Source organism: Embleya australiensis (assembly GCF_051903075.1).
GTDB lineage: Bacteria > Actinomycetota > Actinomycetes > Streptomycetales > Streptomycetaceae > Embleya.
The window spans coordinates 3,376,747-3,389,707 of sequence record NZ_CP182423.1; the positions used below are offsets into that span (position 1 = coordinate 3,376,747).

Genomic DNA, 12,961 nt, shown 5'->3' on the forward strand with positions numbered 1-12,961 from the left:
CGGCCTGCCGCACACCGCGCGTGACCGTCATCCACCCACGCGCTCGCCGGGTCGCGGACGGGTCCGTCACGGTCGGGGAATGCCGGCCAGGCCCCGGATGAAGACGTCTCGTCGCGATCCTCGCGGCAACGGCCCTCACCCGAAAGCTCCACCACCACCGGCGGGCCTGACCACCGACGGCGGTCGCGAGGCATGGCCTCGGCCGGCTACGCGCAGTCTCGGAACACCTTGCGGAACAGGATGCCCGCACCGCCCTCGAAGGTGACGCCGGGGATCTCGAAGTCACGGGTCTCCTCGTGGAATCCCATGCGGGCGTGCAGTGCGATGGAGACGCGGTTCCGTGCGTTGCAGAAGTACCGGGCCTCGGGGGCGTGGGCTTCGATCCAGTCCAGACGGGCTCGGGTCAGACTCATTCCCACCCCGATCCGGCGGGCTTCAGGATCGACCACGACGCCGGCCAGGTAGTAGCCGATCGGCGCGGTCGCGACGTCCAGTCGGACCACGCGCCCGTATCCGACCACGTCGTGATCGGCGCCGATCGCGACCAGAAAGCACCCGGTGGGCTGCCGCAACCACCCGCGAACGAGGGCCTCGAAGTCGACCACGCCGGCGCTGTCTCCCGCGTACTGCCGGGCCAGGACGGCACATCGTTCGACGTCGGCCACCGTCGCGTGGCGCACCGATATCGGCATGGCGCGTGGTTGCCGGGACCCGCCCACGGAGGTCTCGAAGTCCGCGAACTCCGGCACTGCTCGGCCCTTCTCGCGATCCGGACGTGGAAATGTACGGGGAAATGTACGGCGTCACGGATTCTGCCGGCCGGCCGGGCGTGGTTGGTCGGGCGCCGGTCGGGGCCGTTTCGACGGTGTCGGGGGCGTCAGTCGGTTGGGGCGATGTCGGGGGTGGGGCGGTCGCCTGTCGTTACGGCGGACTTGCCGCCGATGGCCGACATGCACGCGGGGCACAGGAGGTCGGACAGGGCGTCGTCGACCGCCGCGGTGGTGTGGTCCGGCAGGCCGACCCCGCACGCGGCGGTGCGGAAGTGTGCGACGGCGTGCCACCAACGGGTGTCCTTGCTTTCCACTGCTCGCAGGATGTGCATGACAACCTCCTGGGTGTCGGATCATCGGCCGTCGTCCATGCAACTACCGCCGCCCGCCGGCCGCACCCGCACGGTGGCGGCGAGCCCGGTCGCAGAGCCGGGCCAGGCGGGACAGCGCCCGGAACCGGCGCACATCCACCGGTGTCGGCCGAACGAGTGCGGCGAGGCCGGATATGCGGGCCGCCGTCGGCGTGCCCGGTGCTTCCGTGCCGCTCCGCATTGCGCCGGGGCGGTCGCGTGGCGACGCGGTCGATTCCCGACGGTTTTCCCGGCGGCCCCGGCTTGTTTACGCTGCCGCCCGGCCGTGGGAATTCAACCGTCGGGGCGGAACGATCTTCTCGGGAATTCCGGCGCCGCGAGACAAGCGAAAAGGGGCGGGGCGTGGCCGAACTCGATAAATCGAGTCGAGCCCCGCCCCGCCCCCGCGTTTCGGCGGCGGTCCACGGTCTACGGTTACGGTCTACCAGCGATACCAGCGCCCCCGCCTACCGCCGGTGCCCGCCGAGCGGAAGACGAAGCCGAGAGCCCAGACGACCAGGACGATCACGGCTATCCACCACAGGGCCTTCAGTGCGAAACCTGCGCCGAAAAGGATCAGCGCGAGAAGCAGGACTACCAAAAGGGGAATCATTGTTTTTACCTCCGACCCACGTATGCCCCGCCCCTCGAAGCACATTCCCGGGAATTCCCTTGTTTCGCCCGCCGATTCCCGGAAAGACTCCGCCGATACCCACGTGCGCCGGGCGGCCGGCCCCGGGTCGGTCAGTTGGCCGGGCCGGATTCCGGGGCGGTGCCTTCGGCGAGGATCAGGGACAGAAGGCCGGGGAAACGTCGGTCGACGTCCTCGCGGCGTAGTTGTGCCTTGCGGCTGTTGCCGCGGTCGACCTGTCGGATCAGGCCGGCCTCGCGCAGGATCCGGAAGTGGTGGGTGAGGGTGGATTTGCCGACGGGCAGCTGGAAGGACGTGCAGGTGCGTTCGGTGGCGTCCGGGTCGTGCACGAGGACCTTGACGATCCGCAGCCGCATGGGGTCGTCGAGAGCGGCCAGCACCTGGGCGAGGGTGACGTTGTCGGTCTCGGGGTGGAACAACTCTCCCGGCATGGCCCTCGTCTCCTCGTGCTGTTCGTTGTGCGGCGCCGCGGCGCATGTGCTCATGGTAAGGGCTGGATCGTACCTCTCTGCCGTCCCGTCGCGGTGAGGGCGGAGCCGCCGTCCGGGACGCCGACCGGTATCGGGCTCGTGCGCTCCCTGGGCGGCCGCGGCCGCCTCGGGCAGCACTGATCGCCCACTCGCCCGCACCAGACGCCGGCCCCGAGGACGCCGCGCCTCTACCGCCGGGCGGCGCGGCGTTCGCGTTGGGGGACCACCGTGTACTTCGGGTCCTCCGCCGAGGCCATGCCGGCGGCGAACACGCCGAAGCGGGTGCAGACCGAACCCGCGAGCAGGGCGGTGCCGGCAATGGCGGCGGTGACGCGGCGGGTGGCGGGCGCGCCGCGGACCACCCCGGACAGGGCCGCGCCCACGGCGCCGGTGACGGTGAGGGCTTCGGCGGCGCGGGTCAGCCGGCCGGCCCTGCCGGTGCGGTAGGTCTCGGCGACGATGCCCATGCGGGCGCGCATGCGGCGGGCGGCGAGCAGGTCGAGGAGCGCGCCGCCGATCGCGGTGCGGCGGGCGGGACCGGCCTCGTGGGGCGAGACCGTGAGCAGGGCCAGGCCGGATGCCGCGCCGGCGGCCGATCCGGCGAAGAGGAAGGGAAGTTCGCGATGGCCCTCGTGCCAGGCCGGTACGGCCGTGTCGGCGAACAGGACCGCGGTGTAGGTGGCCACGGCCGGGCCGAGCAGGGCGGCGCACGCCGTCGCGGCTCGCCCGATTCCGGGCAGTCGGCCGCTCACGTCGGTGGCCGCCGCGACGCCCGCGGCCGGTCCGTACGCCGCCAGCAACCACGAGCCCATGTTCATCGGCGAGGTCGGCTTGAACACGCGCAGCATGTTGACGAAGCGTTCCGGCCGACCCAGGTCGTGTACGAGCGCGACGACGGACAGCGAAATCCCGCCCAGCGCGGCCACCTTGCCGGTCCGTGCCAGTGCCGGCCGCCCGGTCGCCTCCGCACCCGCCGCGAGCAGCGAGGACGCGCCCGCCAGGCCGCCCAGGAACACGTAGCCGGCGATGTCGGTCGCCGCCCACACCGGAGCCTTGATGATCGGCCGCCCGTAATACGACGTGGTCTCGACCTTCGGCACCATCCGCGCCTCGCCGCGCGTCATCGCCGTCCTCCCCGCGACCCGAAGGCGAGCGCGACCCCGGCCACCAGCGTGAGCGCCGCCGCACCCGCGTGCCGCCACATCGACGGCAGATCACGCGTGGTGACCACCGGATCCGGCGGCAGGCCGTAGACCTCGGGCTCGTCAAGCAGCAGGAAGAACGCCCCGTCGCCGCCCACACCGTCCTCGGGATCGTGCCCGTACAACCGGGCCTCCGGAACTCCGTCGGCATGCAGATCCCGTACCCGCGTCTCGGCCGCCGCGCGCAACTCGTCCAGCGGGCCGAAGCGGATCGACTCCGTCGGACACGCCTTCGCACACGCCGGCTCCGCCCCCACGCCCAGCCGGTCGTAGCACATCGTGCACTTGAACACCCGCCCGTCCTCGGGCCGTTGGTCGATCACCCCGTACGGGCAGGCGGGCACGCAGTAGCCGCAACCGTTGCAGATGTCCTGCTGCACCACGACCGTGCCGAACTCGGTGCGGAACAGCGCGCCGGTCGGGCAGACGTCCAGGCACGCGGCGTGCGTACAGTGCTTGCACACGTCGGAGGACATCAACCAGCGCATCGAATCACCCGAGCCCGAGCCCGAGCCCGAGTCCGCGCCCACACCCCCGTCCGCCCCGATCGCCCCCACCGCCACCGGTCGTTCCTGCTCGATGAACGCGACGTGGCGCCACCTGTTCGCGCCCAGCCCCTCGCTGTTGTCGTAGGACATCCCGGTGAGCGCGAGACCGTCCTGCGGCACGGCGTTCCACTCCTTGCACGCCACCTCGCACGCCTTGCACCCGATGCACACCGACGTGTCGGTGAAGAAGCCCATCCGCGGCGGGTGTTCGTCCCCCCACCCGGCCTCGCCCGCCGGGTCGCCCGGTCCGCGTCCGATCCCGCCGATGAACTGGGCCATGTCAGACCTCCGTCCCGGTCTGCTCGGTGATCCCGGCCCGGCGCCGGTAGTCGGCGACGAACCGCAACAATTCCGGCCCGCGCGGGCGTCGACCCGGTCGGATGTCCGCGCTCATCGCCTTGACCTCCTGGATGTGCACGTTGGGATCGAGCGTGATCGACGCCAGTTCGTTGGCCGCGTCGCCGCGACTCATCCCGTTGGGACCCCAGTGGAACGGCAGCCCGATCTGGTGCAGCGTGCGCCCGTCCACGGTCAGCGGACGCATGCGGCGCGTGACCATCACCCGGGCCTCGATGGCGGTGCGCGCGGTCACGATCGTCGCCCACCCCATGTGGTCGAGTCCGCGTTCGGCCGCCAGTTCGGGGGAGATCTCGCAGAAGAACTCCGGTTGCAGTTCGGCCAGATATGGGACCCAGCGGCTCATCCCGCCGGCGGTGAAGTGCTCGGTGAGCCGGTAGGTGGTCACCACGTACGGGAACACCTCGCTGCCCGGCTCGTCTCCGCTGGGATGCGAGCGGTTGTGCCGCCGGCTGAATACCTGGCGGACCGGGTTGCGCGAGTGCTCCGGGTGCAGCGGATTGGTGAACGGCGAGTCCTGCGGCTCGTAGTGCGTGGGCAGCGGGCCGTCCACCAACCCGCCCGGCGCGTAGAGCCAGCCCTTGCCGTCCGACTGCATGATGAACGGATCGTTTCCCGCCAACGCCTCGACGCCGTGCGCCCCTTCGGGCGGGCGATAGTCGGGGGCCCTGTCCGGCGGGAAGTCCGGGACGTCGGGCCCGGTCCACCTCCCCGCGTCCGCGTCCCACCGCAGCAGCGCCTTGCGCTCGCTCCACGGTCGGCCCTCCGGATCGGCGGAGGCGCGGTTGTACAGGATGCGCCGATTCGCCGGCCACGCCCAGGCCCACTCGGCCGCGAGCCAGTCCTGCTCGGTGTGCGGCCGGCGCCGCGCGGCCTGGTTGACGCCGTCGGCGTAGACGCCGCAGTAGATCCAACATCCGCACGACGTGGACCCGTCGTCGGCCAACTCGGTGTAGGCGGACAGGTGTTCGCCGTTCGGTCCGAAACCGTTGATCTCCGCGAGCACGGCCTCCGCGCTCGGGTCGTCGTAGCGTCCCTCGGTCGGGTAGTCCCAGGTCAGATCCAGCACCGCGCGGTCCATCGGGTCGGTGGAGCCCGCGAGTTCGGCCCGGATCAGCCGGCCCAGGTGATACGTGAACCACAGGTCGCTGCGCGCGTCGCCGCGCGGCTCGACCGCCTGGTGGTGCCACTGCAACCAGCGGTTGGTGTTGGTGAACGAGCCGGACTTCTCCGTGTGTGCCGCGGCCGGGAAGAAGAACACCTCGGTGCCGATCTCCTCGGTGCGCAACTCGCCCGTCTCGATCTCCGGGCCGTCCTTCCACCACGTGGCCGACTCGATCAGCGAGAAGTCGCGCACCACGAGCCAGTCCAGCTCGGCCATGCCCAACCGCTGCATGCGCGCGTTCGCCGAACCGACCGCCGGGTTCTCGCCCATCAGGAAGAAGCCCTTGCAGATCCCGTCCAGTTGCGCCATCACCGTGTCGTAGGTGCTGTGCGATCCGGTCAGGCGCGGCAGATGCCCGAAGCAGAAGTCGTTGTCGGCGGTCGCCGCGTCGCCGTAATACGCCTTGAGCAGGCTCACCGTGTACTTGCGCATGTCGGCCCAGTAACCCTTGTCGGCCACCATGGTCGCGATGTAGGCGTCCAGGTCCTCGTCGGCGTGCGCGTGCGGCATCGGCAGGTAGCCGGGCAGCAGATCGAACAGGGTCGGGATGTCACTGGATCCCTGGATGCTCGCATGCCCGCGCAGGGCCTGGATGCCGCCGCCGGGCCGACCCACATTGCCCAGCAGGAGCTGCAGGATCGACGCGGTGCGGATGTACTGCGCGCCCACCGAGTGCTGCGTCCACCCCACCGCGTAGACGAAGGCCGACGTGCGCTCCCGACCCGAGTTCTCGGTCAGCGCACGACACACCGTCGCGAACGCCTCCCGCGACACGCCGCAGGTGCGTTCGACGAACTCCGGCGTGTAGCGGGCGAAATGGCGCTTCAAGATCTGGTACACGCAGCGCGGATGGGTCAGCGTCTCGTCGCGCGGCGCGTCCGCGTGCATCTGCGCGCCGCCGGAACCGTGCGACTCGCCGCGACCGGCCTCCGCGACCGACTCCCGTTCCCCGCCCACCCGTTCGTCGTGGCGCGCGTCGCGGTCGCCCACGGCAGGCTCGACCGAACCGCCCTCGTAGGCCCACGACTTCTGGTCGTAGTGCCGATGCTCGGTGTCCAGGCCGGAGAACACGCCGCCCAGGTCCTCGGTGTCCCGGAAGTCCTCGCTCACCAGCGTCGCGGCGTTGGTGTACGCGAGCACGAACTCCCGGAAGTCCTTGCCCTCGGCGAGCACATGATTGATCACGCCGCCCAGGAACGCGATGTCGGAGCCCGCGCGGATCGGTACGTGCAGGTCGGCGAGCGCACTCGTGCGGGTGAACCGGGGATCGATGTGGATCACCGTCGCGCCGCGCTTCTTGGCCTCCATCACCCACTGGAAACCCACCGGATGCGCCTCGGCGTAGTTCGAGCCCTGGATCACGATGCAGTCGGAGTGCTGGAGGTCCTGCATGAACATCGTCGCGCCGCCGCGACCGAACGTGGTCCCCAGACCCGCGACCGTCGAGCTGTGACAGACCCGGGCCTGGTTCTCCACCTGCACCACGCCCAGACCCGTGAACAGCTTCTTGATCAGGTAGTTCTCCTCGTTGTCCAGGGTCGCCCCGCCCAGACTGGCGATGCCGAGCGTGCGGGCGACGCGCATGTCGTCGTGCTCCCACTGCCAGGTCTCGCGCCGGGTGCGCACGACCCGTTCGGCGACCATGCGCATCGCGGTATCCAGGTCGAGTTCGCCCCACTCGCTCGCGTACGGCGCCCGGTACAGGACCCGGTCGCGGCGGGCCGAACCCGTGGTCAGCTGAAGCGTGGCCGAACCCTTGGGACACAACCGGCCACGGCTGATCGGCGAGTCCGGGTCGCCCTCGACCTGGACCACCCGTTCGTCCTTGACGTAGACCTGCTGCCCGCAGCCCACCGCGCAGTACGGGCACACCGAACGCACCACCCGATCGGCGTCGGCGATCCGCGGCCGCAGCTCGGCGGTCGCGGCCGAACGCGCCGCCGCGCCGCGGCCGAGCCGATCGGCTCCGACGACTTGGCGCCGCACCGGCCAGTCGCGCCACCACGCACGTGGGTCCACGTCAGCTCCTCGCCGGGTCCGGGCCATCGACGCGAGGCGACTACCCGGGGTGACGGCAGGCATGCGCTGCGGCTGGGCCGAATGGGACCGGGGCGGGGGAGCGCGGCGTCAGCCGGCGCCGGGGAGGCGTACGCGGAGTTCGTCCCCGTCCACATGCGTCTCGAAGACCGGCTGCGGGGCCGTCGCCGGGCCGTGCACGACCTCCCCGGTGCACAACTCGAACACGCTGTCGTGCCAGGGGCAGGTCACCCGACCGTCACGGACCTCGCCCTCGGACAGGGGACCGGACAGATGCGCGCAACGATCGGCCAGAACGTCGACCCGGTCCCTGCCTCGCACCACCAACACCGGCGTCTCGCCGACGAACCGGCGCACCGGCGTGCCGAGCGGCAACGCGGACAACAGGCCGATCGGATGCCACCGCGACCCGTCGCCCACCACATGGGGCACCTGTTCCGCGTGATTGACGCCGGTGGCCTGCCGGTACGCCAGATGCCCGCCGAGCAGGCCGCCGGCGCCCACGGCGGTCAGCCCGGCCACGGCCAACAGGCGGCCGCGGATCGGCCGGTTGCGCAGGCGGGCCCACAGGGACGCGGCGTAGAGCCCGACGGCGGCCGAGTTGGCGGCGGCGTGGACCAGGCCGACGCGCTGCTGCTGCTCGTGGGTCTGGGCCCAGTCGATCGCCCCGGCCGCGGCGGCGGGCAGCGCGGCGCCCAGACCGACGGTGATCAGGACGCCCGACGCGGGGCCGGTGCGCGGTACGAAGTCCAGCACCGAGGCGGAGAGCCAGGCGCCGATGGGCACCTGTACCAGCAGCGGGTGCACGGGGTGTCCGATGGGGACCCCGTGTGCGATGTCCCGAACCCTGCCCTCGGGCACCCGCCCGACGAGGCCGCGCAGCAGGGAGGCGGGCCGATCGAGGCCCCGGGCCTGCTCCAGTCGGGTGGTGATCGCCGTTGTCATTCTCATGTCCGGCCGCTGCCCCCGGATCGCCACACCATGTCCGGCAGGCGGATGAACGGCGGGCGGGGCGAGGACGGGTACGCCCATCGACAACCCGATCCTCGCGCCCGCCGCACTGCCGTCGTCGTGCGTGCGCCGCCCGGCTCAGGCCGTGATGACCTTGTGGTCGGCGCCGCCGCCGATCGAGATCTTGCGCGGCTTGGCGCGCTCGGCGATCGGGATCCTCAGGGTCAGCACGCCGCTTTCGTAGTCGGCGCGGATGCGCTCGGTGTCGAGCGTGTCGGCGAGGACGATCTGCCGGGAGAAGACGCCGACGGGTCGCTCCGAGAGCTCCATCTGTACGTCCCTGCCCTTGTCGCCGTCGTTGCCCCTGGCGATCGGCTCACGCCGGGCCTTGACGGTGAGCATGTTGCGTTCGACGTCGATGTCGATCGCCTCGGGGGTGACACCGGGCAGATCGAAGACGACCACGTACTCCTCGCCGTCACGGTAGGCGTCCATGGCCATTGCCGTCGGCCGGGAAGGGGTCCCGGGCACGAGAAGCTGCTGCGCGAGCCGGTCGAGCTCGCGGAAGGGGTCGGTACGCATCAACATCGCGAAAACACCTCCGAAAGTTTCGGTCGGAAGCGCCCTGACGGGCTGCCTGAAACTGTTGTAGCATGTCGTCGAAGCGATGACAAATGAGGACGTCATCCAAAGAGTGACGGATGATCGGGTCGTCGAATAGATGACCATGTCGAGGTCATCCAAGTGATGACGAACCGAGAGGAGTCCGATGGATACGACCGACCCTCGGCACGAACCGACCGCTCCCCCCGCCGACGTTGCCCACCGGGTGGGGCCGGCCTCCTTTTTCGCGGCCGCGGCGGCTCTGGAGGTCATCGACGAGGCCGTCCGCGGCGCGCAGGAGCACCGGGGCAAGCAGTCCGGGGCGGACGCGGATCCCCGTCGGGCACTGGCCTCGCTCCTGCTGCTGCGCGAGATTCGCGAACGACTCGCCGGGTGGGAGACCGGACTGATCGAAACGGCCCGGGACGCCGGGGCCAGCTGGGCCGACCTGGCCGGGCCGCTGGGCGTGGCCAGCAGACAGGCGGCCGAGCGCCGCTATCTGCGCCTGCGTCCGGGGCCGGTCGGCAGCACGGGCGAGCAACGGGTCACCGCCACCCGCGAACGCCGGGCCGCCGACCGCGCCGCCACCGCCCGCGCCCGCGACAATGCCGCCGACCTGCGTCGCCTCGCGGGGCAGATCACCGCGCTCACCGACCTCCCGCCCGGCTCCCGCGCCCTGGTGGCCAGGCTCGATCGGGCGCTCGGGGCGGACGACCCCGCCGCGCTCCTCGACCCCCTCGGCGCGGCCCGCCCGCACCTGGCCGCCGCCCACCCGGATCTGGCCACCCGGATCGACGCCCTCGTGGACCCGGCGGGCGTGGACCCGGCGAGCGAGGGTCCGGCCGGGCCTCGGGGATGAGGCGCGGGCCCGGGGGCAGTTGTGGGTGCTCACCGACGGGCGACGGGAACCCACGCGCCCGTGGTCCCGGGGTATCCGCGGTGCCCCGGGATCACGCGGAGCGGTGTGAGCCGGCTCGGCGGGGTCTCAGTCGAGGTGCAGATCCGCCAGCTGCCGTGGCGAGAGGGTGAGGGCGGCGGCCGCGGCCGAGTCGCGGATGGAGGCGGGGCGGCGGGCGCCCGGGATCGGGAGGACGACGGGGGACTGTGCCAAGTGCCAGGCCAGGCAGATCCGTTGCGGGCTGACGCCGTGGGCGCGGGCGAGGGTGTGGAACGGTGTGTCCGGCGTCGGCGCGTCGGTGCCCGGATCGTCGACGGCGCTGAGCGAGATTCCGCCCAGTGGGCTCCACGGCAGGAACGCCAGGCCCAGTTCGGTGCACAGGTCGAGGGTGTCCCGGGTGGAGGTGTGCGCGGGGGAGAAGCGGTTCTGTACCGATACCAGTCGTGGACCGAGGATTTCGCGCGCCTCGTGGATCTGCGCGCGGTCCACGTTGGACAGCCCGACCATGCGGATCGTCCCGGCGTCGGCCAGATCCCGCAGCGCGCCGACCGAGTCGGCGAAGGGGACGGCCGGGTCCGGCTTGTGCAACTGGTAGAGACCGATGGCCTCCACGCCGAGCCGGACGGCCGACGCCTCGGCCGCGGCGCGCAACCGGCGCGGGTCGCCGTCGACCGTCCACGAGCCGTCGCCGGGCCGGCCCCGGCCGCCCTTGGTCGCCACCAGCACCTCGTCCGAGCCGCTGCCATGGGCGGCCAGCGCCCGGGCGATCAGCCGTTCGTTGTGGCCGCGTTCGCCGGCATGCCAGTGGTAGGAGTCGGCGGTGTCGATCAGGCGTACCCCGGCGTCCAGCGCGGCGTGGATCGTGGCGATCGCCCGGTCCTCGTCGGGGCGGCCCTCGACGGACAGCGGCATCGCGCCGAGGCCGACGGCGCCGACGGTGATGTCGCCGATGGCGCGGGTGACGGGTGCGGTCGGAGTCGGTGTCATGCGGTGCGGGCCTCCTCGAGGAGCGGCGTCAGCCAGTCGGTGATCGACGAGAACCGGAAGCCCAGGCGGGTCGCCCGGCTGGTGTCCATCGGGTAGGAGCGGGCGAAGGAGAGCGGCGAGGGGGGTGCGTCCGTTCCGACGAGCAGCGTCGGCTCGGTGTCGGCGGCACGGCCGATCGCCGCGCACAACTCCCGTGCGTCCAGGGTTCCGTGGGAGGCGGCGTTGACCGGGCCGGTGAACAGGGCGGTCGCGGTCCAGGCCAGGAAGCGGGCGATCTCCGCCTCGTGGATGAAGGACGCGGGCTGTGGCGCGGCGTGTACGGCGACCGGCAGGCCGTGCGCGATGCGTTCGACGTAGTGCGCCAGTCGGCCGGTGAAGTCGGCGCGGCCGAGCACGTGTGCCGTTCGTACGGCCGCGACGTCGAAGGGTGCCTCCCGGGTGAACAGCGCCTCCGCCTGGCGTTTGCCCTCGCCGTAGTGGTCGGCCAGGAACGCCGGATCCGCCCAGGGGAGTTCCGGGTCCACCGGCCACGCGGTCGGATCGATCGCCGGCTCGGCGAGGGCCGGCCCGCCGGGGCGACCGAGTTCGGCGTACACCTCGACCGTGGAGGTCAGCACGTAGCGCGGGGTGCGGTCGGCGAACACCCGGGTGGCGACGGCGGCCTGGACGGGCGTGTAGCAGACCTGGTCGACCACGACGTCGAAGTGCCGGTCGCCGAGCGCGGCGCGCAGCGCGGCCTCGTCGTCGCGGTCGGCGCGCACGTGGGTCACGCCCTGCGGCGCGGGCGTCGAGCCGCGGTTGACGACGGTCACCGCCGCGCCGCCGTCCCGTAGCTCCCGGATGAGCCGTCTCCCGAAGTAGCGGCTTCCGCCGATCACGCACACGTCCACGTTCTCGATCCCTCTCTCGGCCCGCTGATGTCCGTCGTCGTTCGTTGTCGTTCGGTTGTGGTGATCAGGCTGTCTTGCTCCGGTCCACAGCGGTAGTGTCGATTTCGATATCTCGTCATTAGGAGAACTGTTGATCGACGTCCGGCGTCTCGCCGTGTTGCGGGAGGTCGCCCGCCGCGGCAGTTTCAACCAGGCGGCCCTGGCGCTGCACTGCACCCCGTCGGCCGTCTCGCAGCAGATCGCCGCGCTGGAACGTGCGCTCGGCACGCCCGCCGTCGAACGCTCCACGCGCGGCGTCACGCTGACGGACGCGGGCCGACTCCTGGTCGAGGCCGCCGACACGATCGCCGCCGAACTGGCCGACACCCGGCAGCGCATCGAGCGGCTGACCGCCGAGCGCACGGCGCTCACCGTGGCCACCTTCGCCAGCGCGGGCCGCCGACTGCTGCCGCCCGCCCTGGCCGGATTCGTCGCCGACCACCCCGAGGTGGAGCTGACCATCCTGGAGGCGGAGCCGGAGGACGCCCTGCCCGCCGTCCGGGAGGGACACGCCGACCTCGCCCTCGCCTACCACCTCGACGGCCCGCCGCCCGCGCGGCCCGGCGACCGGTCGGGGCTGGACTGGACGCCGCTGGGTGAGGACCCGCTGCGGGTCGTGCTGCCGCGCCGGCATCCGGCCGCGGTGCGTTTCCGGGCCCGGCCCGAGGCTCCGCACCTGGTCGAACTCGCCGACGAACGATGGATCCTGGGCTGCCGCAAGTCCGCCGGGCAGCTCGCCCGGTATGCCGAGCTGGTCGGCGTCGAGCTGCGGATCTCGTGTACCGCGACGGACTACGACTTCGCCCAGGCGCTGGTTCGCGCCGGGGTCGGCATCGCGCTGATCCCCGAGATCGGCCTGACCCGGCATCCGGAACTGGTCGCGCTCCCGCTCGCCGAACCGAGCCCGCGCCGCCGGCTGGGCCTGGCCCTCTCCCGCCGCCGACGCGGCCGGGTCGCGCGTCTGGCCGAGGAGCTGGCCGCCCGCCTCGAAGCCGAGGCGGAGGAGCCGCGCATCAGCGAAGCCTCGTAGCCGGCGGCACGC

Annotated in this window: 13 protein-coding genes; 2 read left to right on the forward strand and 11 right to left on the reverse strand. The window is 72.0% G+C overall.

Going from position 1 to position 12,961, the window contains the following annotated elements; all coding sequences use genetic code 11:
* Positions 1 to 206: 206 nt before the first annotated feature.
* The 9 genes from ACMXN5_RS44830 to ACMXN5_RS44870 form a co-directional block, all read right to left on the reverse strand.
* Positions 207 to 749 (reverse strand): GNAT family N-acetyltransferase, encoded by a 543-nt coding sequence (locus ACMXN5_RS44830; protein ID WP_439680615.1) that lies wholly within the window; start codon positions 747 to 749, stop codon positions 207 to 209.
* Between the two features lie 128 nt (positions 750 to 877).
* Positions 878 to 1,102, reverse strand: coding sequence for a hypothetical protein (locus tag ACMXN5_RS44835; protein ID WP_439680616.1), 225 nt, complete (start codon positions 1,100 to 1,102; stop codon positions 878 to 880).
* Between the two features lie 460 nt (positions 1,103 to 1,562).
* Positions 1,563 to 1,733 carry a DUF5670 family protein gene (locus ACMXN5_RS44840; RefSeq protein ID WP_078973839.1) on the reverse strand — a complete coding sequence of 57 codons (171 nt, stop codon included), beginning with the start codon at positions 1,731 to 1,733 and terminating at the stop codon, positions 1,563 to 1,565.
* A gap of 131 nt (positions 1,734 to 1,864) precedes the next feature.
* On the reverse strand, positions 1,865 to 2,257 hold the full coding sequence (locus ACMXN5_RS44845; protein WP_439680618.1) for an ArsR/SmtB family transcription factor: 393 nt from the start codon (positions 2,255 to 2,257) through the stop codon (positions 1,865 to 1,867).
* A 173-nt stretch (positions 2,258 to 2,430) separates the two neighbouring features.
* On the reverse strand, positions 2,431 to 3,366 hold the full coding sequence (gene nrfD, locus ACMXN5_RS44850; protein WP_439680619.1) for an NrfD/PsrC family molybdoenzyme membrane anchor subunit: 936 nt from the start codon (positions 3,364 to 3,366) through the stop codon (positions 2,431 to 2,433).
* On the reverse strand, positions 3,363 to 4,271 hold the full coding sequence (locus ACMXN5_RS44855; protein ID WP_439680620.1) for a 4Fe-4S dicluster domain-containing protein: 909 nt from the start codon (positions 4,269 to 4,271) through the stop codon (positions 3,363 to 3,365). The genes nrfD and ACMXN5_RS44855 overlap by 4 nt, the downstream gene beginning before the upstream one ends.
* 1 nt (position 4,272) lies before the next feature.
* Entirely contained in the window at positions 4,273 to 7,533 is a 3,261-nt protein-coding gene (gene fdh, locus ACMXN5_RS44860; RefSeq protein WP_439680621.1) for a formate dehydrogenase, read from the reverse strand.
* Positions 7,534 to 7,641: 108 nt separating this feature from the next.
* Positions 7,642 to 8,502 carry a Rieske 2Fe-2S domain-containing protein gene (locus tag ACMXN5_RS44865; protein WP_439680622.1) on the reverse strand — a complete coding sequence of 287 codons (861 nt, stop codon included), beginning with the start codon at positions 8,500 to 8,502 and terminating at the stop codon, positions 7,642 to 7,644.
* Between the two features lie 138 nt (positions 8,503 to 8,640).
* Positions 8,641 to 9,090: an Hsp20/alpha crystallin family protein gene (locus ACMXN5_RS44870; protein WP_439680623.1), complete on the reverse strand. Its 450-nt coding sequence runs from the start codon at positions 9,088 to 9,090 to the stop codon at positions 8,641 to 8,643.
* A gap of 181 nt (positions 9,091 to 9,271) precedes the next feature.
* On the opposite strand from ACMXN5_RS44870, the gene ACMXN5_RS44875 reads away from it, so the two are divergent.
* Positions 9,272 to 9,964 (forward strand): type III effector protein, encoded by a 693-nt coding sequence (locus tag ACMXN5_RS44875; RefSeq protein WP_439680624.1) that lies wholly within the window; start codon positions 9,272 to 9,274, stop codon positions 9,962 to 9,964.
* A gap of 126 nt (positions 9,965 to 10,090) precedes the next feature.
* Here ACMXN5_RS44875 and ACMXN5_RS44880 read toward each other — a convergent pair whose 3' ends face one another.
* Together ACMXN5_RS44880 and ACMXN5_RS44885 are read right to left on the reverse strand one after the other, a co-directional pair.
* Complete coding sequence (locus ACMXN5_RS44880) at positions 10,091 to 10,990, reverse strand: aldo/keto reductase (RefSeq protein WP_439680625.1); 900 nt, start codon at positions 10,988 to 10,990, stop codon at positions 10,091 to 10,093.
* Entirely contained in the window at positions 10,987 to 11,880 is an 894-nt protein-coding gene (locus tag ACMXN5_RS44885) for an NAD-dependent epimerase/dehydratase family protein (protein WP_439680627.1), read from the reverse strand. The genes ACMXN5_RS44880 and ACMXN5_RS44885 overlap by 4 nt, the downstream gene beginning before the upstream one ends.
* A 130-nt stretch (positions 11,881 to 12,010) precedes the next feature.
* Between ACMXN5_RS44885 and ACMXN5_RS44890 the strand changes: the two genes are divergently transcribed.
* Entirely contained in the window at positions 12,011 to 12,949 is a 939-nt protein-coding gene (locus ACMXN5_RS44890) for a LysR family transcriptional regulator (RefSeq protein WP_439680628.1), read from the forward strand.
* Positions 12,950 to 12,961: the final 12 nt, after the last annotated feature.

Coding starts and splice junctions, on each gene's coding strand:
- ACMXN5_RS44835 (WP_439680616.1), bottom strand. CDS start 1,102: ATGCACATCCTGCGAGCAGTGGAAAGCAAGGACACCCGTTGGTGGCAC.
- ACMXN5_RS44840 (WP_078973839.1), bottom strand. CDS start 1,733: ATGATTCCCCTTTTGGTAGTCCTGCTTCTCGCGCTGATCCTTTTCGGC.
- ACMXN5_RS44845 (WP_439680618.1), bottom strand. CDS start 2,257: ATGAGCACATGCGCCGCGGCGCCGCACAACGAACAGCACGAGGAGACG.
- nrfD (WP_439680619.1), bottom strand. CDS start 3,366: ATGACGCGCGGCGAGGCGCGGATGGTGCCGAAGGTCGAGACCACGTCG.
- ACMXN5_RS44855 (WP_439680620.1), bottom strand. CDS start 4,271: ATGGCCCAGTTCATCGGCGGGATCGGACGCGGACCGGGCGACCCGGCG.
- ACMXN5_RS44865 (WP_439680622.1), bottom strand. CDS start 8,502: ATGAGAATGACAACGGCGATCACCACCCGACTGGAGCAGGCCCGGGGC.
- ACMXN5_RS44870 (WP_439680623.1), bottom strand. CDS start 9,090: ATGTTGATGCGTACCGACCCCTTCCGCGAGCTCGACCGGCTCGCGCAG.
- ACMXN5_RS44875 (WP_439680624.1), top strand. CDS start 9,272: ATGGATACGACCGACCCTCGGCACGAACCGACCGCTCCCCCCGCCGAC.
- ACMXN5_RS44880 (WP_439680625.1), bottom strand. CDS start 10,990: ATGACACCGACTCCGACCGCACCCGTCACCCGCGCCATCGGCGACATC.